Source organism: Blastochloris viridis, assembly GCF_001402875.1.
In the GTDB taxonomy this organism is placed as follows: Bacteria; Pseudomonadota; Alphaproteobacteria; order Rhizobiales; family Xanthobacteraceae; genus Blastochloris; species Blastochloris viridis.
Map to the genome: position 1 here is coordinate 1,909,384 of NZ_CP012946.1, position 26,516 is coordinate 1,935,899.

Here is a 26,516-nt window from a genome sequence, read left to right on the forward strand (position 1 = left end):
GGCTCAAAACACCGAGAGATTGAAGTGGCGGCGCACGATATCGCGGAACTGCTTTACCGCGAAGAGCGCGTCGCGCAGCAGGTCGCGCTCGATCGCCGACATCTCGGTCGGCCGCACCAGGCCGTCGCCGATGCCGCGCAGGGCTTTGAGCTGGGCGTCGAGCTTCAGCTCCGACAGGAACAAAAAGGCCTGGTTGAGCTCGTGGGCGAAATCCGCCCCGAACACCCCCCACGCCGACACCAGCTCGATGCGGCGGCTGGTCGAGGTCTCGGTGAGGCCGAGTTCGAGCGCCATCGCCCGGATGCCGTGGACGATGGGAAAGATGCCGCCCTTCTTGACGTCGAGCGCATCGCCCTTCCGGCCCTCGGCGGTGATGAAGGAGCGGAAGAAGCCGACCGGCACGGTGAACTGCTCGATAGCGCGGGCGAAGTGGCCGAGCCACACCTTCTCACCCTTCAGAGTCTCGATCAGGGCAAGCTTGGCGTGGTCGAGCAGGCGGGCCTCGCCCGCCACCGCCTGGGCATCGAAGAAGATCGCGGTGTCGAGGAAGGCGTGCTCCTCCGGCACCACCGCCCAGCGGCGAAATTCGGATTCGAACTCCTCGACGGTGCGCGACCATTTCGGATTCGACACCATCACATTGCCCGGGCAGGGCGGAAAGCCGAAGCCGATCAGCGCATCGGAGAAGCGGCGGCGGAAGGCGTCGAGTTCGGCCGCATCGACCGGCTCGGCCAGCAGCAGGCCGTTGTCCTGGTCGGTGCGCATGGTCTGCTCGCCGCGGCCTTCCGACCCCATCACGATCAGGCAGCCCTTGCGCCTGATCTCCTCGGGCGCGGTGATCTCGAACAGCCGGCGCAGCAGGCGGCGGTTGAGGTCGGAGGTGATCTCGGCGATGGCCTGCACTTTCAGGCCCTGGCGGTGCAGCCGCTCGACCTGGCCGGCAATTTCGCGCGCGGCCGGCGCCAGATCGGCCACCGTGGACGCGCGTTCGATGCGCCCCGTCACCACAGGGCTCGATCCGGCGATGAATCCCAGCAAGTGGATGTCCTCCAGGAAGCCGAGAAACGTGTCGCCCTCGCGCACCACCAGGCGCCGCTTGTTGTGCCGGGTCATCGCCACCAGCGCGGTGGCGACGAAATCCTGCGGGCTGACGGTGACGAGGCCGTAGCGGGCGACGTCGCCGATGCGGGCGGTGAGCGGCCTGCCCTCCAGCACCACGGCCTTCGCCAGCGTCATGCCGGTGGCGATGCCGGTGCGGCCGCCCTCGTGGACGATCAGCGCGTCGACGTGGCAGTCGTTCATCAGGTGGCCGGCCTCGGCGAGGCTGCGGTCGCCGTCGATCTCCACCGCCGGCGACAGCGTCAGCTCGGCGACGTGCGCGCGCATCAAGGCGCCGACCTCGCGCAGCTCGGAGCGGCTGGCAAACGCCTCCAGCTTGTCGGAGGTTTCGCGATAGAAATGGGCGGCAAATGCCGGATTACGGCGCATCAGATCGAGCGCCTTGTCGCGCGGCAGCACGTAGGCCAGCGTTTCCTCGGCGGCGATGAAATCGTGGGCGCAGGCGCCCTGCACGATGGCACGGCTGTCGAACATGCGCTTGGGGCCGAGCAGGTCGATGACCTCGCTGGAGTCGCGCTCCTCGACCGCACCCTTGACCACGACGTAGAGCGCCTCGGCCGGCGCGCCGCGGTGCAACAGCACGTCGCCGGGACGAAAATAGCCGATATCGAGCGCCGCCCTCACGTCCTCGATCTCAGGACCTGTGAGCCGGTCGAACGGCGGCGCGTGGCGGTCGAACACCTTGGGCATCGGCCCCTCCCGAGCGGGAAGGAAAAGGCCGGGGCGGCGGACCGCCCCGGCCGACGGAGATGGCTCAGTGCGCGGCGGATTTCGACGCGCCGATGCCGGTCTGGCAGCGGACGTACTGGGCGGGGAACCCAGCCCGGTCCTCGGCCGCGCGCTTGGAGCGGTCGAGGGTCGACACCAGCCAGATGGTGAAGAAGGCCAGCGACATCGAGAACAGCGCCGGGTTTTCGTACGGGAATGGCGCCGACCCCTTGGGATTGCCGAGCACGCCGACCCACACCGTCGGGCCGACCACCACCAGCGTCACCGAGGAGATCAGGCCGGCGAACCCGCCAACCAGCGCGCCCATGGTGGTGAGGTTCTTCCAGAAGATCGACATCACCAGCACCGGGAAGTTGCACGAGCAGGCGATGGCGAAGGCAAGCCCCACCATGTAGGCGACGTTCTGCTGTTCGAACACGATGCCGAGCAGCACGGCCAGGATGCCAAGGAACACGGTGGCGATCTTCGAGACGCGGATCTCATCCTGCTCGTTGGCGCGGCCCTTCTTGATCACCGACGCATAGATGTCGTGCGAGATCGCCGAGGCGCCGGCCAGAGCGAGTCCCGACACCACCGCCAGGATGGTGGCGAAGGCAACCGCGGCGATGAAGCCGAGGAAGATGTTGCCGCCGACCGCGTTGGCCAGATGCACCGCCGCCATGTTGGAGCCGCCCAGGATCGCCGCGATCGGGCCCTTGGTGGCAAGGATCGTGGGATCGAGGAACTGCGGGTTGGTCGAAACCAGGGTGATGGCGCCGAAGCCGATGATGAAGGTGAGGATGTAGAAATAGCCGATGAAGCCGGTGGCGTAGAACACCGATTTGCGGGCGGCCTTGGCGTCGGCGACGGTGAAGAAGCGCATCAGGATGTGGGGCAGGCCGGCGGTGCCGAACATCAGCGCCACGCCGAGCGAAATCGCCGAGATCGGATCGCTGATCAGCGAACCCGGCGACATGATCTTCTGGCCGAGTGGGTGAACCTCCACCGCCCTGGCGAACAGCGCCTCGGGGTTGAAGCCGAAGGTGAACAGCACCGCCAGCGCCATGAAGGTCGCGCCGCCGAGCAGCAGGCAGGCCTTGATGATCTGCACCCAGGTGGTGGCCACCATGCCGCCGAAGGTGACGTAGGTGACCATGAGGGCACCGACCATCAGCACGGCGTAGAGATAGTCCATTCCGAACAGGATCTGGATCAGCTTGCCGGCACCGACCATCTGGGCGATCAGGTAGAATGCCACCGTGACCAGCGAGCCGCACGCCGCCAGCACGCGGATCTGGGTCTGGCCGAGCCGGAACGAGGCGACGTCGGCGAAGGTGTATTTTCCGAGGTTGCGCAGCTGTTCGGCGATCAGGAAGGTCACGATCGGCCAGCCGACCAGCCAGCCGACCGAATAGACCAGCCCGTCATAGCCGGAGGTGTAAACAAGGCCGGAGATGCCGAGGAACGAGGCAGCCGACATGTAGTCGCCGGCGATGGCAAGGCCGTTCTGCCCGGCGGTGATGCCGCCGCCAGCGGAATAGAACGCGGCCGCCGACTTGGTGCGCTTGGCCGCCCACCAGGTGATCGCCAGCGTCAGCGTGACGAAGCCGAGAAACATGCCGATGGCCGACCAGTTGGTGGCCTGCTTGGTGACGTCGCCCTGCACGCCGGCGGCGCTCGCCAGCTCGGGTGCGAGGATCGCGGCCGAGACCAGTAGAAGTGTCGTAAGCCGGCTCATCACTTGGTCTCCTCGACGATCTTGCGGGTCAGAGCGTCGAACTGCGAATTGGCGCGCCGGACATAAATCCCGGTGAGGACGAAAGCGGCAACGATGACGCCGAGGCCGATCGGAATGCCGATGGTGGTAACGCTGGTGCCAATGCGGATGGCGAGGAACCCCTTCGCAAACGCAACCAGCAAGATGAAGCCGAAATAGATCACCAGCATTGCCCCGGTCAGGAGCCAGGCGAAGCTGGTTCGGCGGGCGACCAGCTCCTTGAAATGTGGATTGGCCGAAATTCGGCCGACGATGTCCGTGTCCATGGGTGGTTTCCTCTCGTGGTTCCCGCGGAAAGGCGCGTCGATCTGGCGTCGACGTTTCTTGCCCGCCAACGACAACCCTGCCGGTGTCCGCCCCAACGTGACGCCGCCATGCTGCCGATTGCAAGCGAAACTAGTCAGGGTGCAAGCAGCCGTCAGTTCGCAATAAGTCTTGCGACTTTGGGCCATGGATCGAGGATCGTCGACGGTGGACGTTGGCTCGCGCCGGCGCGAGAACCGCGATCAGCGTTCGCGTTGCGGCCGGGCGGCAGCATCCGCCGCGCGCTGTTCGATCGCCGCCCGCAGCAGCGCCGCGGCGCGAAATGGTGCGTGGATAAGTTTCGAAAACGGCAGCGCCGCGAACAGGCCGACCACGAGTCCGAGGTGGAACGCCAGCACCAGCGCCATTGCAGCGGTGTCACGCAGCGCGAGAACGACAAGCCCGCTCACGCCGACCGCCGCGAGCAGCGCCAGCGCAACGACCTCGCCGCCAGAGGTTTCCGGCGCCAGCGGTGCCGAATCGGCCTGCCGCTTCACCGCCAACAGGCCGCCGGCGCCGACGGTGAGCAGCACGCCGCCGCAAAGCCCGGCCAGCACCGGCAGGCTGAGCAGCGGGTATGGCGCCTCCCGGCCGAGCACGTGGCCGTAGAACCCAGCAGCCAAGGTGGCGACCACGCACAGCCCGAGCCCGAGCACCATGATCTGGTGCAACAGCCGCCGGCGCTGCGGGGCGGCGCCCTCGGCCACGGCGCAGCCGGCACCGCCGAGATTGCGCAGCGTGACGATGTCGGACAGCGCCCGCGGCAGCGCCGCCACCGTCGCCGGCACTGACGCCGGGATGCGAATCGCCCGCCAGAACGCCAGCGTGGCGAGACAAAGCGCCACCACCGCCCACGCCAGCGCCGCGGCGGCGGCACCGGCCATCACCGCCCACGGGATCACGCGGTAGAACGCCCCCTCCCCGCGGTGCGCCGCGAACAGCGCCTCGCCCGGCACCGACAGCACTGTGGCCGCCAGCGCCAGCGCCACGACCGCGGCGACCGCCAGCGCCACCCGCCTGCCATTGGCGGCAAACGCGGCGCCGAGCCGGCGCGGCCAAGCGTGGCGGGCATAGCTTTGCTGGCGCACCCGCGCCAGGGTGCGCGGCACGTTGACGTCGAAGACGTGCGGCGGCGCGTACTGGCAGGCGAAGTAGCAGTCGCGGCAGCCGTGGCAGAGGTTTGCCAGATAGTCGAGGTCGCCGTCCGGCAGCTCGCGCAGCCGGCCGAGCGCCGGGAAGGTGGCGCAGAAGCCTTCGCAATACATGCAGGCCTGGCAGATGCGCAGGATGCGGCGGGCCTCGTCGTCAGGGTCCGACATGCTGGCTCCGCGCCCCGTTTGACGCCAATCGCGCCGCCGCCTCGCCGGCAATCCGCCCGGACGCGACCGCGATGGTGAGGCCGAGCCCGGCGAGATAGCCGCGGCCGAGCATCGCCGCCGCCATGATGGCGCCGGCCGCGAAGACACCGGGCAGCGCCGCGCCGCTGGTCATCGTCACTTGCATGGTTTGGTCCACCGCCACCCCGAAATGGGTAAAGGTCAGCCCCGGACACATCGGGATGGCTGCGAAGGGCGGCACGATCAGCCCAGCCGGCCGGTCAGCGCGGGCATTGAACGCCGCCGCCGCCGCGACAAGCGCCGACGGCTCGATGCCGACGCAACCGGCGAGCTCCGCCAGCGTCGCGGCGCGGATTGGCGCCAGCGCCGCCACCGGCGCCTGCCGCTCGCCGTCGGCGTCGAGAATCAGCACCGCATCGCCGCGCTCGGCCAGCAGCCGCCCCCATTTGGCGAAATGGGTGCGGGCGGGATCGGCCGATTCGTCATCGAGCCGGCGGCCGGCGCGGTCGACCACCAGCCCGAACGGGATGGCCTCGACCCGCGTGACGATGCCGCCGTCGAACTTCGGGCCGCGGGCGTCGACCGCGACGAGGTGGCCGCGTCCCGCCGCCCCGGCCGGTCGCGCGCCCAAATCCAGCAGAACACGCAGCACGCGGCCGGTGTCGAACGGCGTACCGCGGATGGCAAAGCGCGCCGCCGCCGGGCCGAAGTCGCGCGCGAGCCAGGCGAGATCGGATTGATGGCCGCCGGCCGCCGCCACCGCCGCGGCGGGCCGAACCGCGTGGGTCTGGCCGTCTCGCCGAACCTCGATGGCGAGACCGTGCTCGGCCGCAAGGCCCGTCACCTCGGCCTCGTGCCACACCGCAACGCCGCAGCGCGCCGCCTCGGCGTAGAGCGCGTTGACCACCGCCTTGCCGCCGCCGAGGAAGTAGGCGGTCTTGCGCGAGGGCGGCAGCGAGCCGCCCGGCCGCTGGAACGCGACGCCGCAGCCGGCCAGCCATGCTGGGATGTCGGCGCTGGCCCGGATCAGCCGGCTGGCGACGCCGGCATCGTGCGCGCCTTCGGTGACGCGGTCGAGGTCGGCCAGAAACGCCGCCTCGTCATAGGCCCCCGGCATCAGCTCGGTCGGGCCGGCGTGCATCAGGCGGAGGTTGCGGCCGTGGCGAGCGTTGCCGCCGCGCAGCGCCGGCGGCGCTGCGTCCACCACCAGCACCGCGGCGCCGGCCCGGCGGGCGGCGATGGCCGCCGTCAAACCGGCGATGCCGCCGCCGGCCACCAGCACGTCGCAGCTCACATCCCGGCGCATGGTCGAACGCTCCGTCGCGGGCGCCGCAGCCGCAGGGCGTCGCGGCCCCGGCTAGTGGTCCGATTCCGACATTTGCTCGCGAGTTGCCCCAAGCGGGATGCAAATGTCGGAATCAAAGGACCACTAGCAAGTTGCTGAATCGAGTGGAGCTTTTGAATTTGACATTTGAGAACGCACGTGGCGCAGCCGGGACTCAAATGTCAAATTCGCTCCACTAGCGCATTTTCCGCACAAGTGGGATCCGGTTGTGCGAAAGAAAATGCGAAATAACAAAGACCTAGAGCATCCGACCTGATGAAGTCAGGTCGGATGCTCTAGAGTCCCAGCTTGTCCTTCAAGAGGTCGTTGACCGCTTGCGGGTTGGCCTTGCCGCCGGTCTTCTTCATCACCTGGCCGACGAACCAGCCGATCATGGTCGGCTTGGCCTTGGCCTGCTCGACCTTGTCGGGGTTGGCTTTGATCACCTCATCCACCGCGGCGGCGATGGCGGAGGTGTCGGTGACCTGCTTCAGGCCCTTCGCCTCCACGATGGCGGCGGGATCGCCGCCCTCTGTCCAAGCTATTTCGAACACGTCCTTGGCGATCTTGCCGGAAATGGTGCCGGCCGCGATCAGATCGAGGATGCCGCCGAGCTGGGCCGCCGACACCGGCGAGGCGGCGATGTCGCGGCCTTCCTTGTTGAGGCGGCCGTACAGCTCGTTGATCACCCAATTGGCCGCCGCCTTGGCGTCGCGGCCGTTCGCCACCGCCTCGAAGAAGTCGGCGCTCTCCTTCTCGGCCACCAGCACGTCGGCGTCATAGACGGTGAGGCCGTAGTCGGCGACGAAGCGCGCTTTCTTGGCGTCGGGCAGCTCGGGCAGCTCGCGCTTCAGCGCTTCGATGTCCGCCGCCTTCAGCTCCAGCGGCAACAGGTCGGGATCGGGAAAATAGCGGTAGTCGTGCGCTTCTTCCTTGGAGCGCATCGCCCGCGTCTCGCCGCGGCCGGGGTCGAACAGCCGGGTCTGCTGGTCGATCGAGCCGCCATCCTCCAGGATGGCGATCTGGCGACGCGCCTCGGTGTCGACCGCCTGCCCGATGAAGCGGATCGAATTGACGTTCTTGATCTCGCAGCGGGTGCCCAGTTCCTCACCGGGCCGGCGCACCGAGACGTTGACGTCGGCGCGGAGATTGCCCTTCTCCATGTCGCCGTCGCAGGTGCCGAGATATCTCAGGATCGTTCTCAGCTTCGAGACGTAAGCCTTTGCTTCGTCGGCAGAACGGATATCCGGCTTGGAGACGATCTCCATCAGGGCGACGCCGGCGCGGTTGAGGTCGACGTGGCTCATGGTGGGGTGCTGGTCGTGCAACGACTTGCCGGCGTCCTGCTCCAAATGCAGCCGCTCGATGCCGACCGTGATCTGGCGGCCGCCGTCGAGGTCGACCACCACCTCGCCCTCGCCGACGATCGGGCTTTTGTACTGGCTGATCTGGTAGCCCTGCGGCAGGTCGGGGTAGAAATAGTTCTTGCGGTCGAACACGCTGCACTGGTTGATCTTCGCATTGAGGCCGAGGCCGGTGCGCACCGCCTGCCGCACGCATTCGGCATTGATCACCGGCAGCATGCCGGGCATGGCGGCGTCGACCAGCGAGACGTGGCTGTTGGGCTTGGCCCCGAACGCGGTCGAGGCGCCGGAGAACAGCTTGGCCTCGGAATTGACCTGGGCGTGGATCTCCATGCCCACCACCACCTCCCAGTCGCCGGTAGCGCCTTTGATGAAGGATTTGGGGTCGGATGCGCGGGATTGGGTCATGGTCGGGTTCTTCGGTGACTAAGGTTGCGCCTATATAGCCGGCCCGCGGCGAGAATGGAAAACGGCGATGCCGGGGGAATATCTGTGACGCCGTCATCCTCGGGCGAGGCGGGATGCGAGCATCCTGCCGAGACCCGAGGATCCATGATCCGCGACACTGACAGATCGCCGCAACGCCGAAACCTGTGCAAATCCTGAAATGTCGCGGATCATGGGTTCCGGATCGCGCGGCTAAAGCCGCTTGTCCGGAACGACGGCGGCGCGGCAAATCCTCACCGCGCCGGCTCGGCGACGTCCTGGATGCGGAGCTGCACCCGCTCGCGGGCCTGCCAGCGGTCGACCGACAAGGTGCCGGCGACGTGGAGGCTGGTCCCGCGCGCCTTGAGAATGGTCTGGCCGACCGGCTCGCCCGCCACCCGGAACGCCACCGCATCGATCATCCGGCCGTCCTGGGCGCGGAGCCGCACCCGGATGTGCTGGGCGCCGAACGGCTCGGCATGGGCGACGGTGTGCGAAGGCAGCGCGAACACCGGCTCGGGATTGCCGGCGCCGAACGGGCCGCCGCGCTCGATCGCCGCGATCAGGCTGGCGTCGGCACCGCCGGCGGTGAGCGCGCCGTCGATGTAGAGGGCGTCGCGGGTGCGCGCCGCCGCTACCTCGTTCGCCAGCTTCTCCTCCAAAAAGGCGCGCAGCGCGCCGAGCTTGTCGCGCGCAATCGTCAGGCCCGCCGCCATGGCGTGGCCGCCGCCCTTGACGGCGATGCCGGCCTCGACCGCCTGTCGAACCGCGCGGCCGAGGTCGACGCCGGCGATCGAACGGCCCGAGCCGGTGCCCTGCCCGCCCGCCCCCCAGGCGATGGCGATGGCCGGGCGGCCGAGCTTCTCCTTGAGGCGCGAGGCCACCAGCCCCATCACGCCGGGGTGCCAGCGTTCGCCGGCCACTACCGCCACCGGCGGCCCCTCGCCGAGCCCGCTCGCCGCCAGCGCTTCGGCTTCCGCCTCGGCGACGGTGGCCAGCTCGATGGCCTGGCGCTCGCCGTTGAGCCGATCGAGTTCGGCGGCGATGCGCCGCGCCTCGACGTCATCGGCGGTGGCGAGCAGCCGGGCGCCGAGCGCGGCATCGCCGATGCGGCCGCCGGCATTGATGCGCGGCCCGAGCAGGAAGCCGAGGTGCCAGGGCTTCGGCGGCCCCTCCAGCCGCGCCACGTCCATCAGCGCCACCAGCCCCGGCCGGGTGCGCCGCCGCATGGCGAGGAGGCCCTTGGCGACATAGGCGCGGTTGAGCCCTTTCAGCGGCACCACGTCGGCCACCGTGCCGAGCGCGACGAGGTCGACGAGGTCGATCAGGTCGGGCTCGGGCCGCGCCGCAGTCCAGAAGCCGTGCTGGCGCAGCACCCGCGACGTCGCAATCGTCGCCATGAACACCAGCCCGACCGCCGCGAGGTAGCCGAGCCCCGACAGATCGTCGTCGCGGTTGGGGTTGACGACCGCGACCGCCGGCGGCAGCGCGCCCGTGGCCTGATGGTGGTCGATCACCACCACGTCGAGCCCGAGCCGGCTGGCCTCCTCCAGCGGCTCGAAGCTGGTGGTGCCGCAGTCGACGGTGACCAGCAGTTTGGCGCCGCGCTCGGCGAGCTGGCGAATGGCGCCGACATTCGGCCCGTAGCCGTCGAACAGCCGGTCCGGGATATAGACGATGGGGTCGAGCCCGGCAGCGGCGAGGAACAGCGTCATCACCGCCGCGCTGGCGGCGCCGTCGACGTCGTAGTCGCCGAACACCGCCACCTGTTCGCCGCGCCGGCAGGCCGCGGCGATGCGCGCCGCCGCGGTCGCCATGTCGGTGACGGTGTCGGGGTCAGGCATCAGCCGGCTGATCGACGGGTCGAGGTGGGCCGGCACCTCGTCGAGGCCGACGCCGCGCCCGGCCAGCACCCGCGCCAGCAGTTCGGGCACGCCGTGGCGCTGGGCGATGGCCATGGCGGCGGTCTCGCCGGCACCGTCGAGCCGCGCCTGCCACGGCCGGCCGGCGGCCGACCGCGTGACGTTCAGAAAGGCGCGGCGTGACAGGTCAAGCATGGGTGTGCCCGGTGTTCCATGCAGTTTCCGGGAAAGCCGTTCGGGCGTCCGGAAACGGGTCGTTCCCGGCCGAGCCGTGTCAGCGGCGAGGGGGAACCCAGAAACCACGAGCCGACAACGCCACATCCGGCCTGAATGCCGGCAGGGGCGCGTTGCACAGACATGGGTGTCCGAACCGGGAACCCCATGGGTCCCCTTTTCCTCGCGCGGCTTAAGCCGCGCTCGCCGGGGACGACAGGTTGTGGCTCCGGCACGTTTTGTCGTCCCGGGCGAGGCGGGATGCGCAGCATCCGGCCGAGACCCGGGACCGTCAGCCGGAAAAGACGCATCTTCTGCAAACGATCCCGGATCGCGCGCCTTCGGCGCTTGTCCGGGACGACGGCAAACTGCCAGTCCCGGCGCGCGGCTGGTGCCGCTTGGCCGGGACAATGACAGGCAGAGAGTCGCCGCGCCCGCGATCAGTCGAGGTGGAACTTATCGAGCTGGCGGTGCTCGGCATAGATGAAGCGGGTGGTGCCGGTGGCCGAGCGATACACCACCGTCTCGGTCTCGATCAGGTTGCCGCGGAACTTGACGCCGCGCAGCACCGGGCCATCGGTGACGCCGGTGGCCGCCACCAGGCAGTCGCCGCGCACGAGGTCCGAGGAGTCGTACTTCTTGCGCGGGTCGGTGACGCCCATGCGCTCGGCACGCTCGCGCTTGGCCTCGGTGTCGAGGATGAGACGGCCCTGCATCTGGCCGCCGATGCAGCGCAGCGCTGCCGCGGCGATCACGCCCTCCGGCGCGCCGCCGGTGCCGATATAGAGATCGACGCCGGAATCGGGCTTGGCGGTCGCCACCACGCCGGCGACGTCGCCGTCGGTGATGAGATGGACCGAGGCGCCGGTGCGGCGCACCGCGTTGATCAGGTCGGCGTGGCGCGGGCGGTCGAGGATCAGCGTGGTGATCTCGCTGGTCGCCACGCCCTTGGCCCTGGCGAGGCTGTAGACGTTCTCTTCCGGCGTCATGTCGAGATCGACGGTGCCGAGCGGGAAGCCGGGGCCGATGGCGACCTTTTCCATGTAGACGTCGGGGGCGTTGAGCAGCGTGCCGCCTTCAGCCATCGCCACCACCGCGATCGCGCCCGGCATGTTCTTGGCGCACAGCGTGGTGCCTTCCAGCGGATCCACCGCGATGTCGACGCGCGGGCCGTGGCCGGTGCCGACGGTCTCGCCGATGAACAGCATCGGCGCCTCGTCGCGCTCGCCCTCGCCGATGCGCACGGTGCCGCGGATGGTGAGGCGGTTGAGCTCGCGGCGCATGGCGTCCACCGCGGCCTGGTCGGCGGCCTTCTCGTTGCCGCGACCGCGCCAGCGCGCGGCCGACACCGCGGCGCGCTCGGTGACACGCACCAGCTCAAGGGTCAGGATGCGCTCAAGGACTTGGCTCGTCTTCACGGGCTGCAAAAGTGCTGGCGCGCCTGCAGGCGCGCTCGCCGATGGTGTCGCAGTTGCCGTCGCCGTCGCCGTCGCAGTCATAGCGATGAACCCCTCGCTTGGCGTCAATTTTGCTCGATCCGGATGACTTGCGGCGCGCCGACGATGACGCCGTCGCTCTCGATGGCAGCAAGCGCGCGCCGGACCGCGTCCTCGCTGGTTGCATACGTAATCAATACCACAGGAGCCGGCACTGAGCAGGGTTCCTGCGGCTCGGCGCGGTGGCCGCGCCGGCGCTGCACGATCGATTCGAGCGAGATCTGCTCGTCGGCCATCCGCCGTGCGATGGTCGCGGCGGTGCCGGGCTTGTCGACGGCGGCGAGCCTTATGTAGTAGCCGCCGGCATGCTGCTGCATCGGCGCGCGCTGCGGCTTGGCCATCAGCGCGATCGGCCGGCCAAACGGCGCGACCCGGTTGCCGCGGGCGATGTCGCAGAGGTCGGCCACCACCGCCGAGGCCGTGGCCGGGCCGCCGGCGCCGGGGCCGATCAGGGTCAGCGACACCTTGTCACCGTCGATCTTGACGGCGTTGGTGACGCTGCCGACCTGGGCGAGCGGCGCGTCCTTCGGCACCATGGTGGGATGAACGCGCTGCTCGATGCCGGCCTCGGTACGCACCGCGACGCCAAGCAGCTTGACCCGGTAGCCGAGTTCGTCGGCCATTTCGAGGTCGGCGAGCGAGATCTGGCGGATGCCCTCGACATAGATGGCGTCCTTGTCGACCTCGGTGCCAAACGCGAGCGAGGCCAGGATCGCCAGCTTGTGGGCGGTGTCGAAGCCGTCGATGTCGAAGGTGGGGTCGGCCTCGGCATAGCCGAGCCGCTGGGCCTCCTTCAGGCAGTCCGCGAACGCCAGCTTCTCGTCGAACATCCGGGTGAGGATGTAGTTGCAGGTGCCGTTGAGGATGCCCCACACCCGGTCGATGCGGTTGGCGAGCAGCCCCTCGCGCATGGTCTTGATCACCGGAATGCCGCCGGCGACCGCCGCCTCGAAATTGAAGGCGACGCCGTTATCCTCGGCGAGCCGGGCCAGCGCGGCGCCATGCGCGGCGATCAGCGCCTTGTTGGCGGTGACCACCGCCTTTCCAGACTTGAGCGCGGTCTCGACCGTGGACTTGGCCGGGTCGCCCTCCCCGCCCATCAGCTCGACCAGGACGTCGATGCCGGGGTCGGCGGCCAGCGCCACCGGATCGGCCACCCGCCGCACCGCCGACAGGTCAAGGCTGCCGTCGCGAATGTCCTTGGCGCAGAACGCCACCAGTTCGACCGGGCGGCCGACGGTCGCAGCCAGCTGGGACGCCTTGTCCTGCAGAATGCGAACGACGGCTGACCCCACCGTTCCGAGCCCGGCGAGGCCAACCTTGAGTTTATCGACCATGTAAACGTCCGAAAAAATAGCGTTCGATCAAGCGCGGGCGGCAATCGGCACGACGTTGTGCAACGTCTTGTCGGCAGTTTCAAGGAAACGTCGGATATTACGGGCAGCCTGGCGGATACGCTGCTCGTTTTCCACCATGGCGATGCGGACATAACCGTCGCCGTGCTCGCCGAAGCCGAGGCCCGGCGCCACCGCAACCTCGGCCTTCTCGATCAGGAGCTTCGAGAACTCGATCGAGCCAAGCTCGCGGAATCGCTCCGGAATCGGCACCCAGGCGAACATCGAGGCCGCCGGCGGCGGAATGTCCCACCCTGCCCGCGCGAAGCTGTCGACCAGCGCCTCGCGGCGCTTCTTGTAGGTGTCGCGCATCTCGCGGATGCACTCCTCCGGCCCGTTGAGCGCGGCGGTGGCCGCCACCTGCACCGGGGTAAAGGCGCCGTAGTCGAGATAGGACTTCACCCGCGCCAGCGCGGCGATCAGCCGCTCGTTGCCGACGGCGAAGCCGATGCGCCAGCCGGCCATCGAGAACGTCTTCGACATCGAGGTGAACTCGACGGTGACGTCCATGGCACCGGGCACCTGCAGCACCGACGGCGGCGGGTTGTCGTCGAAATAGACCTCGGCATAGGCGACGTCCGACAGCACGAAGATGTCGTGCTTCTTGGCGAAGGCGACGAGGTCCTTGTAGAAATCGAGCGAAGCGACGTGCGCGGTCGGGTTGGAGGGGTAGCACACCACCACCGCGATCGGCTTCGGGATCGAATGGATCACCGCCCGCTCCAGCGCGTGGAAAAACTCCGGGGTCGGATCGCACGGTACCGAGCGGATGACGCCGCCGGCCATCAGAAAGCCGAAGGCGTGGATCGGGTAGCTCGGGTTCGGCACCAGCACGACGTCGCCCGGCGCGGTGATGGCCTGCGCCATGTTGGCGAAGCCTTCCTTGGAGCCCAGCGTCGCCACCACCTGGCGGTCGGGGTCGAGCTTGACGCCGAAGCGGCGGCCATAATAGCCGGCCTGCGCTCGGCGCAACCCGGCAATGCCCTTGGAGGCGGAATAGCGGTCGGTGCGCGGCTTGCCGACCGTTTCCTTCAGCTTGTCGACCACGTGAGCCGGCGCCGGCAGGTCCGGATTGCCCATGCCGAGATCGATGATGTCGACACCCGAGTTCCGAGCCGCCGCCTTCACACGGTTCACCTGCTCGAAAACGTATGGGGGAAGGCGGCGGATGCGGTAAAATTCGTCCATGGTCACGGGACTGCTCGACGGCTGTGAATCGACCTGTTGGGAACGGACTGGGGTTTTAGCATTGATCGCGACCGAATTCAGGCGAAAAGCCTAAATGGCTGTCATCGATCTGTCTCAAGTTTCCGCGCAACGTCCTTTTGGCGTGAGGCGGCCAGGGCCTTGAGTTCGGCCTGGGCGCGGGCCTGCTCCTCCGCGCTCAGCGGCGGGGTCGGCCGATTCGGCGGAATCTCGCCGATATTAGGATATTCCGGCTGCGGGGCCGTCTCCGCCGGAACATTGTGAAAAAAGTCGGAGGCGGCGCAGCCGGCCAGCGCCAGCCCGGCCAGCGCGGCTGCCACCATTGAAATTAGACGGTCTACCCGAATCCGCACGCTGCAATCCCCAGTCAGTCGGCGACGATGCCCTCTCGGCGTTGCGGCCGTCGCCGGTTATCATGGCAGGAACAAGACCACGGCCGACAGTTAAAATATGGCCGATACAGGGGAACGACCATGGACCAGGTGACCAAGCTCGACCCGGCGAAGGCCGGCCCGGCGCGGCCAAAGCGGGCGAAGCGTTCCCGCCCGCCACAGGCTTCGCCGTTCGACCCCGCTGCGGCCGAAGCCGTTCCCGCCGCCGCGGAAGTCGCCGCCGCCGCGGCCAAGCTCAGTGCGGTCGCCGCCGGGCCCGACAAGACGCCCGACCCGGCCCATGACCCCACCGGCGAGGCCGCCCCCGGCTTCGACGCCGAGGAGTTCGCCCGCAATCTCGGTCGGCTGTTCGAGGAAAGCGGTCACGTGGTCGCATCCTACCTCAAGCCACGCGAGGACGGGCAGATCGCCACCCAGATGTCGGACGAGATGGCCGACATGGTGAAGACGCTGAGCCATCTCGCCGAATATTGGCTGGCCGACCCCCAGCGCACGGTGGAGGCCCAGAGCCGGCTGGTGTCCGGCTACATGGAGTTGTGGACCTCCTCGCTGAAGCGGCTGGCCGGCGAGCCGGCCGAGCCCGCGGCCAAGCCGGACCCCAAGGACCAGCGCTTCAAAGACCCGGAATGGTCCTCGAACCAGTTCTTCGACTTCCTCAAGCAGGGCTATCTGATCGCCGCCGGCTGGGCCGACGGTCTGGTCAAGGACGCCCGCGGCATCGACGAGGGCACCCTCAAGAAGGCCGATTTCTACATGCGCCAGCTCACCGCGGCGCTGTCTCCCTCCAATTTCGTGCTGACCAACCCGGAGGTGCTGCGCGAGACGCTGACCTCCAACGGCGAGAATCTGGTGCGCGGCATGAAGATGCTGGCGGAGGATATCCAGGCCGGCCACGGCTCGCTGAAAATCCGCCAGTCCGACCCCACCCGGTTCGAGGTCGGCAAGAACCTCGCCGTCACGCCCGGCAAGGTGATCTACCAGAACGAGCTGATGCAGCTGATCCAGTACACGCCGGCGACCTCGCGGGTGCTGAAGACGCCGCTTCTCATCGTGCCGCCGTGGATCAACAAGTATTACATCCTCGATCTCAACCCGGAGAAATCGTTCATCCGCTGGTGCGTCGAGAACGGCCTCACGGTGTTCGTGATCTCCTGGGTCAATCCGGACGGCCACCTCGCCCAGAAGGGGTTCGACGACTACGTCGCCCAGGGACCGCTGACGGCGCTCGACGTCATCAAGGAGGTGACCGGCGAGGACGAGGTGCATTCGATCGGCTATTGCGTCGGTGGCACCCTGCTCTCGGTGACGCTGGCGCACATGGCCCGCCTCGGCCACCAGCGCATCAAGAGCGCGACGCTGTTCACCACCCAGGTCGATTTCACCCACGCCGGCGAGCTCAAGATCTTCGTCGACGAGGAGCAGGTCGCCGGCATCGAGCGCAAGATGGCCGAGCACGGCTACCTCTCCGGTTCCGAGATGGCGATGGCGTTCAATCTGTTGCGCTCGAACGATCTGATCTGGCCCTACGTCGTCAACAATTATCTTAAGGGAAAGGTGCCGTTCCCGTTCGATCTTCTGTATTGGAACTCCGATTCGACGCGCATGCCGGCGGCGAATCACTCGTTCTACTTGCGGAACTGCTATCTCAACAACAACCTCACCAAGGGCAAGATGGAGCTGTTCGGCCACAAGCTGAACCTGAAGGACGTCACCATCCCGATCTTCAACCTCGCAACCCGCGAGGACCACATCGCCCCGGCACGCTCGGCCTTCCTCGGCTCGACGTTCTTCGGCGGAAAAGTGGATTTCGTGCTGGCCGGCTCCGGCCACATCGCCGGCGTGGTCAACCCGCCGGCCAAGCAGAAATATCAGTTCTGGACCGGGCCGAAGCCGGCGGGCAGCTACGACACCTGGCTCACAAAGGCCAAGGAGCACCCCGGCTCGTGGTGGCCGTACTGGCTGGCGTGGATCACGAAGAAGGGCAGCGCCACCGTGGCGGCCCGCGCAGTCGGCAGCCGCACCCACCCGCCGATCGAGGACGCCCCCGGCAGCTACGTCAAGATGAAGGCGTGAGCGTCATTGGCGTTCGGGACGGCGCGCCGCGGAAATTCGGGCCGTCATCATGCCGCGTGAGACCAACGGCCCCGGATGCTAACGCATGGGGCCGTTGAAGTTCGCAGATTTTCGTCCTTGAAAACGATGATACCCGCGGCCTTTGAGCCTGACCTACCACCGACGCCACCTCGCCTCATCCTGATGAGCCCGAGAAAGCGGGCCTCACGAGGGTGAGGCGACAGCGCGCGACGAATAGGCACTCTTTGCCCCCATCCCTCCACCACCCGTCATTTCGGTCTTGCCCTCACTTGACGCTGCAAGCGATATGCAAAGGGCGTCGCGCCAATCCCACCCGCGGCGCCGACCGGAGGAACGCTGCCGCATGCTTCACGACACCCCGCTGATCGCCACCATCGTCGCCGGTCTCGGCCTTGCGTTTGTGTTCGGCGCGGTGGCGCAAAGGCTGCGGGTGCCGCCGCTGGTCGGCTATCTGCTCGCCGGGGTTGCGGTGGGGCCGTTCACGCCCGGCTACGTCGCCGACCAGAAGCTGGCGACCGAGCTGGCCGAGATCGGCGTCATCTTGCTGATGTTCGGCGTCGGGCTGCACTTCTCGCTCAAGGACCTGTTGTCGGTGCGCGCCATCGCGGTGCCGGGTGCGGTGGTGCAGATCGCCGTCGCCACCGTGTTCGGGCTCGGCCTTGCGCTCGGCATGGGCTGGACGGTCGGCGCCGGGCTAGTGTTCGGGCTCGCGCTGTCGGTGGCCTCGACCGTGGTGCTGCTGCGGGCGGTGCAGGAACGCCACCTGATGGAGACCGAGCGCGGCCGCATCGCGATCGGCTGGCTGATCGTCGAGGATCTGGCGATGGTGATGGCGCTGGTACTGCTGCCGGCACTGGCGCCGCTGCTCGGCGGCAACACCGAGGCAATGTCGTCCGATCCGATTGCCGCCCATTTCGACCTCGGCCTGGCCGGCGTGCTGGCGCTCACCATCGTCAAGGTGGCGCTGTTCGTCGGCATCATGCTGGTGGTCGGGCGGCGGGTTATCCCGTGGCTGTTGCACGTCATCGCCCATTCCGGCTCGCGCGAGCTGTTCCGTCTCGCCGTGCTGGCGACCGCGCTGTGCGTGGCGTTCGGCGCCACCAAGCTGTTCGGGGTGTCGCTGGCGCTCGGCGCCTTCTTCGCCGGCATGGTGCTCAGCGAATCCGAACTCAGCCAGCGCGCCGCCCAGGAGACGCTGCCGCTGCGCGATGCGTTTGCCGTGCTGTTCTTCGTTTCGGTCGGCATGCTGTTCGACCCGGCCAGCATCGTGAACGAGCCGTGGCCGATGCTGGCGACGCTGTTCATCATCATCGTCGGCAAGTCGGTGGCGGCGTTCGTCATCGTGCGGGCGTTCGGCCACCCAACCACCACGGCGCTGACCATCTCCGCCAGCCTGGCCCAGATCGGCGAATTCTCGTTCATCCTGGCCGAGCTGGGGGTGAAGCTGGACCTGTTGCCGCAAGAGGGCCTCGGGCTGATCCTGGCCGGCGCCATCCTGTCGATCGTGCTCAACCCGCTGATCTTCGCCGCGGTCGACCGCCTCAACCAGCGGGCCGAGGCCCGCGTCAGCCCCGCCGCCGGCGCCGACGCCAGTGCCGAAGATGCCGAGCCGGTGAAGGTCTCCACCCTGACCGACCACGCCATCCTGATCGGCTATGGCCGGGTCGGCCGCCGCATCGGCGCCGCGCTGGCCGAGGTCGGCCGGCCGTTCCTGGTGATCGAGGCCTCCGACGACCTGCTGGCCGACCTCAAGAAGGCCAAGATCGAGGCGATCGCCGGCAACGCCGCCCAGGCTGACGTGCTGGCCGCCGCCAATCTCACCGCGGCGCGCCACGTCATCATCGCCATTCCCGAGGCGTTCGAGGCCGGCCAGGTGATCCAGCAAGCACGCAGCGCCAATCCCAAGGTGCAGATCATCGCCCGCGCCCACCGCGACGCCGAGGTCGATCACCTGATCAGCCTCGGCGCCGACATGGTGGTGATGGGCGAGCGCGAGATTGCCCGCGGCATGATCGACCACGTGCTGGCCGGGCCCGGCGAACCCGACGCGCCAGCCTGCCCGCTGCCGGCGTAGCGCTCAGCTCGCTCGGCCCTCACGCGCCAACGGCCGTTGACGATGCGGCCGGCCGATGCGTCACGGAAACAGCGCGATCTGCTCCAAGCCGGCGGTCTCCGGGAAGCCAAGCATCAGGTTGGCGTTCTGGATCGCCTGGCCGGAGGCGCCCTTCACCAGATTGTCCAGCACCGAGACGATGATCGCCTGGCCGTCGCGGCGATCGGCGACAACGCCGATCATCACCATGTTCGAGCCGCGGACGTGCCGGGTGTGCGGCATGTCGCCATAGCGCAGCATGTGGACGAACGGCTCGCCGTCATACTGCTCGGCCAGGATGGTGCGGAGATCCCGCGCCGTCTTGTCCTTGCGCAGCTTGACATAAATGGTGGCGAGGATGCCGCGGTTGATCGGCAGCAGGTGCGGCGTGAAGGTGGCGATCACGTCCTGGCCGGCCGCCTTGGAGAACTCCTGGTCGAGCTCGGCCATATGGCGGTGGTGGGCGACGCCATAGGCGTTGAAGCCCTCCGACACCTCCGAGAACAGCGTCGCCTCCTTGGCCGAGCGGCCGGCGCCGGTCATGCCCGACTTGGCGTCGATGATGATGGCGTCCGGCTCGATCGCCTTGCGCTTGAGCAGCGGGATCAGCGGCAGCTCGGCAGCGGAGGTGTAGCAGCCGGGATTGGCCACCAGCCGCGCCGCCTTGACCTCCTTGCGATAGATCTCGGTGAGGCCGTAGACCGCCTCGCTCTGCAACGCCAGCGCCTGATGGGGGTGGCCGTACCATTGCTCGTACGCCGCCGGGTCCGACAGCCGGAAATCGGCTGACAGATCCACCACCCGCGTCGCCGGCGCGGCGTCGAGCAGATCGCTCACCACCAGCTGCGTGGTGGCGTGCGGCAACGCGCAGAACACCAGGTCGAGCGCCTGGGCGCGCCAGTCCAGCCCGTCGACCGACACCAGCTTGGGCAGGCTGAACGGCGCGAACTGCGGGAACACGTCGGCCATCGCCTGGCCGGCCTTGCGGTCGGCGGTGAGCACCGCCAGCTCGAACTGCGGGTGGCGCAGGCCGAGCCGCACCAGTTCGGCGCCGGTGTAGCCGGACGCACCGAGAATTCCGATCCGGGCCTTCTTCACCATGGAGCTCTCCTCGGGGACGATGGTTCAACTGCTTGCGGACGGGATGCGGCAACAAAAAAGCCGCGCGGGCGGCGCGGCTTCAATCGACCGCGGGCGGTCGACCGGCGATGATCGCCGTCAGGCGCGCGCGCCCGCCGCGGAACAAACGCGGTCTCGGCGTCGGAGCTGGGCAGCAAGCTCGATCATGCGCGGCATATCGGCCGAACCCGATGCGCTGTCAAGGCGTTGCGCTCCAGGACATTTCACGGGGATGACAAACCACGCGGACGGCGCAGGCCGTGCGGTGCGAGCTGACGGAGCGGCCGATGGGACTCTTGATCGACGGCGTCTGGCACGACCAATGGTACGACACCGGCAAGACCGGTGGCCGGTTCGAGCGCCAGCAGAGCCAATTCCGCAACTGGGTGACGGCGGACGGCACCGCCGGCCCCACCGGCGAGGGCGGCTTTGCCGCCGAGCCCGGCCGCTACCACCTCTACGTCTCGCTGGCCTGCCCGTGGGCCAGCCGCACCCTGATCTACCGCGCGCTGAAACGGCTCGACGGCATGATCGGCCTCTCCGTCACCCATTGGCTGATGGGCGAGCACGGCTGGACCTTCGCCCCCGGCGAGGGCGTCATCGCGGACGCCGTCAACGGCGCGAGCTACCTGCACCAAATCTACACGCGGGCGAACCCGACCTATAGCGGCCGCGTCACCGTGCCGGTGCTGTGGGACAAGGCGCGCCATACCATCGTCAGCAACGAGTCCGCCGACATCATCCGCATGCTGAACAGCGCGTTCGACGGCCTCGGCGCCGCGCCGGGCGACTTCTACCCAGCCCCGCTGCGCGGCGAAATCGACGCCCTCAACGCCCGCATCTACGACACCGTCAACAACGGGGTGTACAAGGCCGGTTTCGCCACTGCCCAGGACGCCTACGAGGCGGCGGTCGACCCGCTGTTCGCGACGCTCGACTGGCTGGAGGACCGGCTTGCCGACCGGCGCTTTCTCACCGGCGACGCCCCCACCGAAGCCGACTGGCGGCTGTTCACCACCCTGGTGCGGTTCGACCCGGTTTATGTCGGGCATTTCAAGTGCAACGTCCGCCGGCTGGCCGACTATCCGAACCTGTTCGCCTACACCCGCGACCTCTACCAGTGGCCGGGCGTGGCGGCGACGGTCAACCTCGCCCACATCAAGCGCCACTATTACATGAGCCATCCCACCATCAACCCGAGCCGCATCGTGCCGGTGGGGCCCGCCATCGACTACTCGCGGCCGCACGGGCGGGGCGACGCATTCTTGCCCGCCGACGTGGCGGCGCTGCTGCGCAACTGACATCCGGGCGTCTTGCGGCCGTGCTCGACTGGCGGGGGCGATGCGCCGCCCGCGTTCGGAGACGACGAGATGACGCCCATTGCTCATGCCCGCGCGACCGGTCTGCTGCTGCTGGCCAGCCTGTTCGCCCCGATCAGCGGCTCGGCCTTCGCCGACACCGCACCGTCGCCGCAACTCGGGCCGCGGCCGTTCTACCTGGTCGAGGCCATGGCCGGGGGGCCGCTCAAGGCCAAGCTGAAATCGTGCGAGGCCGGCCCGTTCCGCCGCACGGCGTTCTCGATCGGCCACCGCGGCGCCACCTTGCAGTTTCCCGAGCACACCCGCGAATCCTATCTCGCCGGGGCGCGCATGGGCGCCGGCGTGCTTGAATGCGACGTCACCTTCACCAAGGACCGCCAGCTGGTGTGCCGCCACTCGCAATGCGACCTGCACACCTCGACCGACATCCTGGCGCGGCCGGCGCTGGCGGCGAAGTGCTCGAAACCGTTCACGCCGGCCAACCCGGCGAGCGGGCGCAAGGCCGAAGCGCTGTGCTGCACCAGCGACATCACCCTGGCCGAGTTCAAGCAACTGCGCGGCAAGATGGACGGCGCCAACCCCAGCGCCACCACGGTCGCGGCCTATATGGCCGGCACGCCGGGCTGGCGCACCGACCTCTACGCCTCGACCGGCACGCTGATGACCCACGCCGAAAGCATCGCGCTGTTCAAGCAGCTCGGCGTCAAGTTCACCCCCGAGCTCAAGGCACCCACCGTCGCGATGCCGTTCGACGGCGATTACACCCAGGACGCCTACGCCCAGCAGATGATCGACGACTACAAAGCGGCCGGCGTCGACCCCAGGGAGGTGTTGGCGCAGTCGTTCCAGCTGCGCGACATCCTGTATTGGATCGCCAAGGAGCCGGCGTTCGGCACCCAGGCGGTCTACCTCGACGACCGCGACGAGACGGTGAAGGGCTTCAACGCCAACGACCCCGCAACCTGGCAGCCCACCATGGCGGAGCTGGCGGCGCGCGGCGTGACGACCCTGGCGCCGCCCACCCACATGCTGGTGACGCTCGACGCTGACAACGCCATCGTGCCGTCGGCCTATGCCAAGGCGGCGAAGGCGGCCGGTCTCAAGCTGATCACCTGGACGCTGGAGCGCTCCGGCACGCTGACCGATGGCGGCGGCTACTATTACCAGAGCGTCAAGGACGCCATCCGCGGCAGTGGCGACACCTACGTGCTGCTCGACGTGCTGGCGAAGGACGTCGGCGTGATCGGCGTGTTCTCCGACTGGCCGGCGACGGTGACCTATTACGCCAATTGCATGGGGCTGGACTGAACCACCAGCGCGCTGCCGAGCCCGCCGGCCGCCGCGATGGCGCAAAGCCCGGCGGCGCCGGGCGGCTCGCGCTGCAATTCGTGCCACAGCCGCACCGCCAGGATGGCGCCGGACGCGCCGATGGGGTGGCCGCGCGACAGCGCGCCGCCGCCGCGGTTGACGATCGCCGGATCGAGCGTGATGCCGTCGATGCACGCCATCGCCTGAACCGCGAACGCCTCCATGATCTCGGCCGCGGCAAGCTCGCCCGCGGCGAGGCCGGCGCCGGCCAGCGCGGCGGCGGCGGCATCGATCGGCGCCAGACCCGGCCGGACCGGATCGCCGCCGCGCCGCGCCCCGGCCAGGATGCGCAGCGGCCGGCCAAACGCCCTGAGGCCCGACAGCCGGCGGCCGCTCACCACCAGCACGGCCGCGGCAGCATCGGCCTCGACTGCGACGGTGGCGGCGGTGACGGCGTGGCTGCCCGCGCCCGCTAGCGGCTTCAACCGCGCCGCCAGCGCCGGGGTCAGTGCGCGGGCGAAGGCGTCGCGCTCAAGACCCGCCACCGCCACGATCTCGCCCGCCGCCGGGCCGGACCGAGCCTTGCGGTGGCTGTCGACCGCGAACGCATCCTGCGCCGCGCGGCTTATGCCGAGTTCGGCCGCCAATTGCGCCGCGGCCGGGATCATGTCGGGATCGCGCTCCGGCCACGGCGTGAACGGCGGCCGGTCATAGGCGAGCGGCGCCTCGCCGGGCTGGCGCGGCCGGCGCAGCCGGATCGGCGCGCGGCTGAAGCTCTCAACCCCGCCGGCGACGATGATTTCCGCTGCGCCGGCCTCGATGCGCTCGGCCGCGAGCAGGATGGCGTCGAGCCCGGCGCAGCACTGGCTGTCGATCGTCATCGCCGGCACTGCTTCGGGAATTCCGGCGGCGAGCGCGGCGCGCCGGGCCGGGTTGCCGCCGCCATAGAGCGCGTTGCCGAGCACGACGTCGTCGACGGCAGCGGGTGCGACGCCGGCGTCCGCCAGCAGTTGCGCGATCACCCGGCCGGCCAACTGATGCGGCTCGACACCCGCCAACGCCCCGCCGCGCGGCGCCACCGCGCTGCGGCGGGCGGCGAGGATCCACGCGCTCATGACAGCGCCGCGCAGGCGCCGGCCTGCCATGCTCGCCTGACCCCGGCGAAATCGGTCTTGCCGGAGGCGGTGAACGGCCAGTCGGCCAGCACCGCGTAATGGCGGGGGATTTTTGCCACCGGCAGATGCGCGCGCGCAAACGCGATCAACTCGGCCGCCGACGGCGCGAACGGCCCGTCCGGCCTGACCACCGCCGCAAGGCGGGTGCCGCGCAGGGCATCGTCGACGCCGAGCACCGCCGCTTCCGCCACAGCGGGGTGGCGGCGCAGCGCCGCCTCGATCTCCTCGGGATGGATGTTGCGGCCGGACGAGATGATCATGCGGTCGGCGCGGCCGACCAGGTAAAGAAAGCCGGCGGCGTCGAGAAAGCCCATGTCGCCGACCGAGACAGCCGCGCCCAGCCGGGTCAGCGCCGGCTGGGCGCCGGTGGCATAGTCGATGAAGCACAGCGCGCTGTTCACGAACACCCGGCCGCTGCGCCCAGCCGGCAGGCGGCGGCCGGCCGCATCGCGAATGGTCACCTCGACGCCGGGGAACGGCCGGCCGACCGAGGCCGCCGGCGCATCCTCGCCGGCAACCGCGACGTAGCTCAGCTCGGACGCGCCGTAGAACTCGGCGAACGCGGCGTCGGGAAACAGTCGCTTCAGCCGCGCCGTCTCCGTCGCCGGCCACTTGGCACCGGACGACAGCACCTGGCGGACGCCGCCGAGCGGCCGCTGGCCGGCGCGCTCGGCCGCCTCCAGCATCATCAGCAATTGGGTGGGCACGGCATAGACCAGCCGCACGCCCTCGCTCGCGATGGCGGCCAGCGCGGCGCGGGCGGAAAAGCGTGGCCCGAACACCACCGTCGCGCCCGCGAACACGCCGCGCACCACCGCGTACAGGAACAGCGAATGGACCAGCGCGCCGGGCGCCAGCACGGTATCGGCGTCGGTGAGGCCGAACACCGCGCTTTCCCCCTCGATGCTGGCGATCCACGATGCCTGGCTGCGGCGGAATCCCTTGGGCAGGCCGGTCGAGCCGGAGGTGAAGCCGACATAGAACGGCAGTTGCGGCGACGGCTCCGCCAGCGGCGGCGGCGTGGCCGGAGCGTCAAGCGCATCCGCCACCGCGGCGAAGGCAAGATCGGGCAGCCCGGCGACGACCCAGCCGGGGTTCAGCCGCTCGACGACACCGGCAAAGGTCGCCTGCGGCCACGACGGGTCGAGCACCTCGGCCTCGCGGCCGGCGCGGCAGGCGGCGAGCACCAGCAGCACCAGCGCCGGCGAATTGGGCAGGCTGAGCGCGAGCCCCCGCCCCTTCGGCACCTTTTCGGCAACCAAGGCGGCAAGCCGGCTTACCGCGCGGTCGAGCGCAGCCCAGGAGATGCGGTCGCCGTCGAACACCAGCGCGGTGGCGTCGGGCCTTGCGCGGGCGTGAGCGGACAGCGGCGCGGTGAGGCTCATGATCCGCGCTTGCGGGCGATGAGCCCGACATAATGCATGGCGATGGCCGAGGCGGCGATGGCGGTGATGTCGGCGTGGTCGTAGGGCGGCGCCACCTCGACCACGTCCATGCCGCGCCAATCGATCGGCTCGAGCCCGCGCAGGATCGTCAACGCCTCGCGCGATGACAGCCCGCCGGCCACCGGGGTGCCGGTGCCGGGCGCGAACGCCGGGTCGAGCGCGTCGATGTCGAACGACAGATAGGCCGGCCCCTCGCCGACCCGGCGGCGGATGCGCTCGACCACCCCGCGCACGCCGAGATCGGCGACGGTATAGGCGTCGACGACGTCGAGGCCGCAGCCGTCCGGCGCCACGGTGCGGACGCCGATCTGGATCGAGCGCGCCGGATCGACGTACCCTTCCGCAATGGCGCGCGCGGTGACGCTGCCGTGGTCGATCCGGCCGCCATCCTCGGCGTGCCAGGTGTCCTGGTGGGCGTCGAACTGGACCAAGGCGAGCGGGCCATGCTGCGCAGCATGTGCGCACAAAAGTCCGAGCGTGACCGAATGGTCGCCGCCCAGCGTCAGGAGTTGGGCGCCGGAGGCGACAATGGCGCCCGCCTGGGCGGCGATCTCGGCGGTGGCCTCGGCCGGCCGGCCGTAGTCGAGCGAGCAGTCGCCCCAATCCACCACCGTCAGCCGCTCGAACAGGTCGATGCCGAACGGATATTGCGGGTCGCCGTCAAGGATCGCCGAGGCGCGGCGGATCGCCTGCGGCCCGAACCGCGCCCCCGGCCGGTTGGAGGTGGCGGCGTCGAACGGCACGCCCCACACCACGAGGTCGACTCCGGCAAGGTCGCGGCAATAGCGCCGGCGCATGAAGGACAAAACGCCGCCATAGGTCGGCTCCTGCGAGCCGCCCTTGAGCGGGCCGAATGCGGCGTTGTCGGTGGGACGGCGGTCGGTCATGGCGATGGTTCTAGCGCATTGTGGCATCGGGTGGGACCAACGTTGCGTCAGAAAAGGTGCCGGCTCAAGCGCTTGGGCGGCTCGTCCGCCGGCGGCCCGCGTCGGCCGGTGGTGCCCCCGCCCTCGCCGGCACCGTTTACGGCCCGTCCGTCCCGC

At 69.2% G+C, this 26,516-nt stretch carries 19 protein-coding genes; 4 read left to right on the forward strand and 15 right to left on the reverse strand.

What is annotated here, in order from left to right:
* Positions 1 to 3: 3 nt before the first annotated feature.
* From BVIR_RS08505 to BVIR_RS08555, 11 genes are all read right to left on the reverse strand, one after another.
* Positions 4 to 1,809, reverse strand: coding sequence for a DUF294 nucleotidyltransferase-like domain-containing protein (locus BVIR_RS08505; RefSeq protein ID WP_145912023.1), 1,806 nt, complete (start codon positions 1,807 to 1,809; stop codon positions 4 to 6).
* Positions 1,810 to 1,873: 64 nt separating this feature from the next.
* A complete protein-coding gene (locus tag BVIR_RS08510; protein WP_055037296.1) occupies positions 1,874 to 3,565 on the reverse strand; it encodes a cation acetate symporter in 1,692 nt (563 codons plus the stop codon).
* Positions 3,565 to 3,870, reverse strand: a complete 306-nt coding sequence (locus tag BVIR_RS08515; protein WP_055037297.1) for a DUF485 domain-containing protein — start codon at positions 3,868 to 3,870, stop codon at positions 3,565 to 3,567. The genes BVIR_RS08510 and BVIR_RS08515 overlap by 1 nt, the downstream gene beginning before the upstream one ends.
* Positions 3,871 to 4,110: 240 nt before the next feature.
* Entirely contained in the window at positions 4,111 to 5,226 is a 1,116-nt protein-coding gene (gene tcuB / locus BVIR_RS08520) for a tricarballylate utilization 4Fe-4S protein TcuB (protein ID WP_055037298.1), read from the reverse strand.
* The gene (tcuA, locus tag BVIR_RS08525; protein ID WP_055037299.1) at positions 5,213 to 6,550 is read right to left on the reverse strand and encodes an FAD-dependent tricarballylate dehydrogenase TcuA; all 1,338 of its coding nucleotides are present in this window, start codon (positions 6,548 to 6,550) and stop codon (positions 5,213 to 5,215) included. The genes tcuB and tcuA overlap by 14 nt, the downstream gene beginning before the upstream one ends.
* 314 nt (positions 6,551 to 6,864) lie before the next feature.
* The gene (gene gatB, locus BVIR_RS08530; protein ID WP_055037300.1) at positions 6,865 to 8,340 is read right to left on the reverse strand and encodes an Asp-tRNA(Asn)/Glu-tRNA(Gln) amidotransferase subunit GatB; all 1,476 of its coding nucleotides are present in this window, start codon (positions 8,338 to 8,340) and stop codon (positions 6,865 to 6,867) included.
* Between the two features lie 272 nt (positions 8,341 to 8,612).
* Entirely contained in the window at positions 8,613 to 10,415 is a 1,803-nt protein-coding gene (gene recJ / locus BVIR_RS08535) for a single-stranded-DNA-specific exonuclease RecJ (RefSeq protein ID WP_055037301.1), read from the reverse strand.
* A 458-nt stretch (positions 10,416 to 10,873) separates the two neighbouring features.
* On the reverse strand, positions 10,874 to 11,851 hold the full coding sequence (gene glpX, locus BVIR_RS08540) for a class II fructose-bisphosphatase (RefSeq protein ID WP_236823576.1): 978 nt from the start codon (positions 11,849 to 11,851) through the stop codon (positions 10,874 to 10,876).
* 104 nt (positions 11,852 to 11,955) lie between these two features.
* Positions 11,956 to 13,266 (reverse strand): homoserine dehydrogenase, encoded by a 1,311-nt coding sequence (locus tag BVIR_RS08545; protein WP_055037303.1) that lies wholly within the window; start codon positions 13,264 to 13,266, stop codon positions 11,956 to 11,958.
* Positions 13,267 to 13,293: 27 nt separating this feature from the next.
* A complete protein-coding gene (locus BVIR_RS08550) occupies positions 13,294 to 14,511 on the reverse strand; it encodes an LL-diaminopimelate aminotransferase (RefSeq protein ID WP_055037304.1) in 1,218 nt (405 codons plus the stop codon).
* Positions 14,512 to 14,612: 101 nt separating this feature from the next.
* Complete coding sequence (locus BVIR_RS08555) at positions 14,613 to 14,882, reverse strand: hypothetical protein (RefSeq protein WP_145912022.1); 270 nt, start codon at positions 14,880 to 14,882, stop codon at positions 14,613 to 14,615.
* Positions 14,883 to 15,002: 120 nt separating this feature from the next.
* On the opposite strand from BVIR_RS08555, the gene BVIR_RS08560 reads away from it, so the two are divergent.
* On the forward strand, positions 15,003 to 16,994 hold the full coding sequence (locus BVIR_RS08560) for a PHA/PHB synthase family protein (protein ID WP_082416863.1): 1,992 nt from the start codon (positions 15,003 to 15,005) through the stop codon (positions 16,992 to 16,994).
* Between the two features lie 364 nt (positions 16,995 to 17,358).
* Entirely contained in the window at positions 17,359 to 19,089 is a 1,731-nt protein-coding gene (ybaL, locus tag BVIR_RS08565; protein WP_055037306.1) for a YbaL family putative K(+) efflux transporter, read from the forward strand.
* A gap of 60 nt (positions 19,090 to 19,149) precedes the next feature.
* Here ybaL and argC read toward each other — a convergent pair whose 3' ends face one another.
* Positions 19,150 to 20,208 (reverse strand): N-acetyl-gamma-glutamyl-phosphate reductase, encoded by a 1,059-nt coding sequence (argC, locus tag BVIR_RS08570; protein WP_055037307.1) that lies wholly within the window; start codon positions 20,206 to 20,208, stop codon positions 19,150 to 19,152.
* 305 nt (positions 20,209 to 20,513) lie between these two features.
* On the opposite strand from argC, the gene BVIR_RS08575 reads away from it, so the two are divergent.
* On the forward strand, positions 20,514 to 21,527 hold the full coding sequence (locus BVIR_RS08575; protein ID WP_055038775.1) for a glutathione S-transferase family protein: 1,014 nt from the start codon (positions 20,514 to 20,516) through the stop codon (positions 21,525 to 21,527).
* Positions 21,528 to 21,596: 69 nt separating this feature from the next.
* Entirely contained in the window at positions 21,597 to 22,853 is a 1,257-nt protein-coding gene (locus BVIR_RS08580) for a glycerophosphodiester phosphodiesterase family protein (RefSeq protein WP_055037308.1), read from the forward strand.
* Here the strand turns inward: BVIR_RS08580 and BVIR_RS08585 are convergent.
* From BVIR_RS08585 to speB, 3 genes are read right to left on the reverse strand one after another with little or no spacing between them, the layout of a single operon-like run.
* Positions 22,826 to 23,968: a thiolase family protein gene (locus BVIR_RS08585; RefSeq protein ID WP_055038776.1), complete on the reverse strand. Its 1,143-nt coding sequence runs from the start codon at positions 23,966 to 23,968 to the stop codon at positions 22,826 to 22,828. The two genes, BVIR_RS08580 and BVIR_RS08585, sit on opposite strands and share 28 nt — an antisense overlap.
* Entirely contained in the window at positions 23,965 to 25,413 is a 1,449-nt protein-coding gene (locus BVIR_RS08590; RefSeq protein ID WP_055037309.1) for an AMP-binding protein, read from the reverse strand. Before BVIR_RS08590 ends, BVIR_RS08585 begins: the two co-directional genes overlap by 4 nt.
* The gene (gene speB / locus BVIR_RS08595; protein WP_055037310.1) at positions 25,410 to 26,360 is read right to left on the reverse strand and encodes an agmatinase; all 951 of its coding nucleotides are present in this window, start codon (positions 26,358 to 26,360) and stop codon (positions 25,410 to 25,412) included. The genes BVIR_RS08590 and speB overlap by 4 nt, the downstream gene beginning before the upstream one ends.
* Positions 26,361 to 26,516: the final 156 nt, after the last annotated feature.

Bases quoted from the DNA above. Each gene is read 5' to 3' on its own strand.
- BVIR_RS08505 (WP_145912023.1), bottom strand. From the start codon at position 1,809: ATGCCCAAGGTGTTCGACCGCCACGCGCCGCCGTTCGACCGGCTCACA.
- BVIR_RS08510 (WP_055037296.1), bottom strand. From the start codon at position 3,565: ATGAGCCGGCTTACGACACTTCTACTGGTCTCGGCCGCGATCCTCGCA.
- BVIR_RS08515 (WP_055037297.1), bottom strand. From the start codon at position 3,870: ATGGACACGGACATCGTCGGCCGAATTTCGGCCAATCCACATTTCAAG.
- tcuB (WP_055037298.1), bottom strand. From the start codon at position 5,226: ATGTCGGACCCTGACGACGAGGCCCGCCGCATCCTGCGCATCTGCCAG.
- tcuA (WP_055037299.1), bottom strand. From the start codon at position 6,550: ATGCGCCGGGATGTGAGCTGCGACGTGCTGGTGGCCGGCGGCGGCATC.
- gatB (WP_055037300.1), bottom strand. From the start codon at position 8,340: ATGACCCAATCCCGCGCATCCGACCCCAAATCCTTCATCAAAGGCGCT.
- recJ (WP_055037301.1), bottom strand. From the start codon at position 10,415: ATGCTTGACCTGTCACGCCGCGCCTTTCTGAACGTCACGCGGTCGGCC.
- BVIR_RS08545 (WP_055037303.1), bottom strand. From the start codon at position 13,266: ATGGTCGATAAACTCAAGGTTGGCCTCGCCGGGCTCGGAACGGTGGGG.
- BVIR_RS08550 (WP_055037304.1), bottom strand. From the start codon at position 14,511: ATGGACGAATTTTACCGCATCCGCCGCCTTCCCCCATACGTTTTCGAG.
- BVIR_RS08560 (WP_082416863.1), top strand. From the start codon at position 15,003: ATGGACCAGGTGACCAAGCTCGACCCGGCGAAGGCCGGCCCGGCGCGG.
- ybaL (WP_055037306.1), top strand. From the start codon at position 17,359: ATGCTTCACGACACCCCGCTGATCGCCACCATCGTCGCCGGTCTCGGC.
- argC (WP_055037307.1), bottom strand. From the start codon at position 20,208: ATGGTGAAGAAGGCCCGGATCGGAATTCTCGGTGCGTCCGGCTACACC.
- BVIR_RS08575 (WP_055038775.1), top strand. From the start codon at position 20,514: ATGGGACTCTTGATCGACGGCGTCTGGCACGACCAATGGTACGACACC.
- BVIR_RS08580 (WP_055037308.1), top strand. From the start codon at position 21,597: ATGACGCCCATTGCTCATGCCCGCGCGACCGGTCTGCTGCTGCTGGCC.
- BVIR_RS08585 (WP_055038776.1), bottom strand. From the start codon at position 23,968: ATGAGCGCGTGGATCCTCGCCGCCCGCCGCAGCGCGGTGGCGCCGCGC.
- BVIR_RS08590 (WP_055037309.1), bottom strand. From the start codon at position 25,413: ATGAGCCTCACCGCGCCGCTGTCCGCTCACGCCCGCGCAAGGCCCGAC.
- speB (WP_055037310.1), bottom strand. From the start codon at position 26,360: ATGACCGACCGCCGTCCCACCGACAACGCCGCATTCGGCCCGCTCAAG.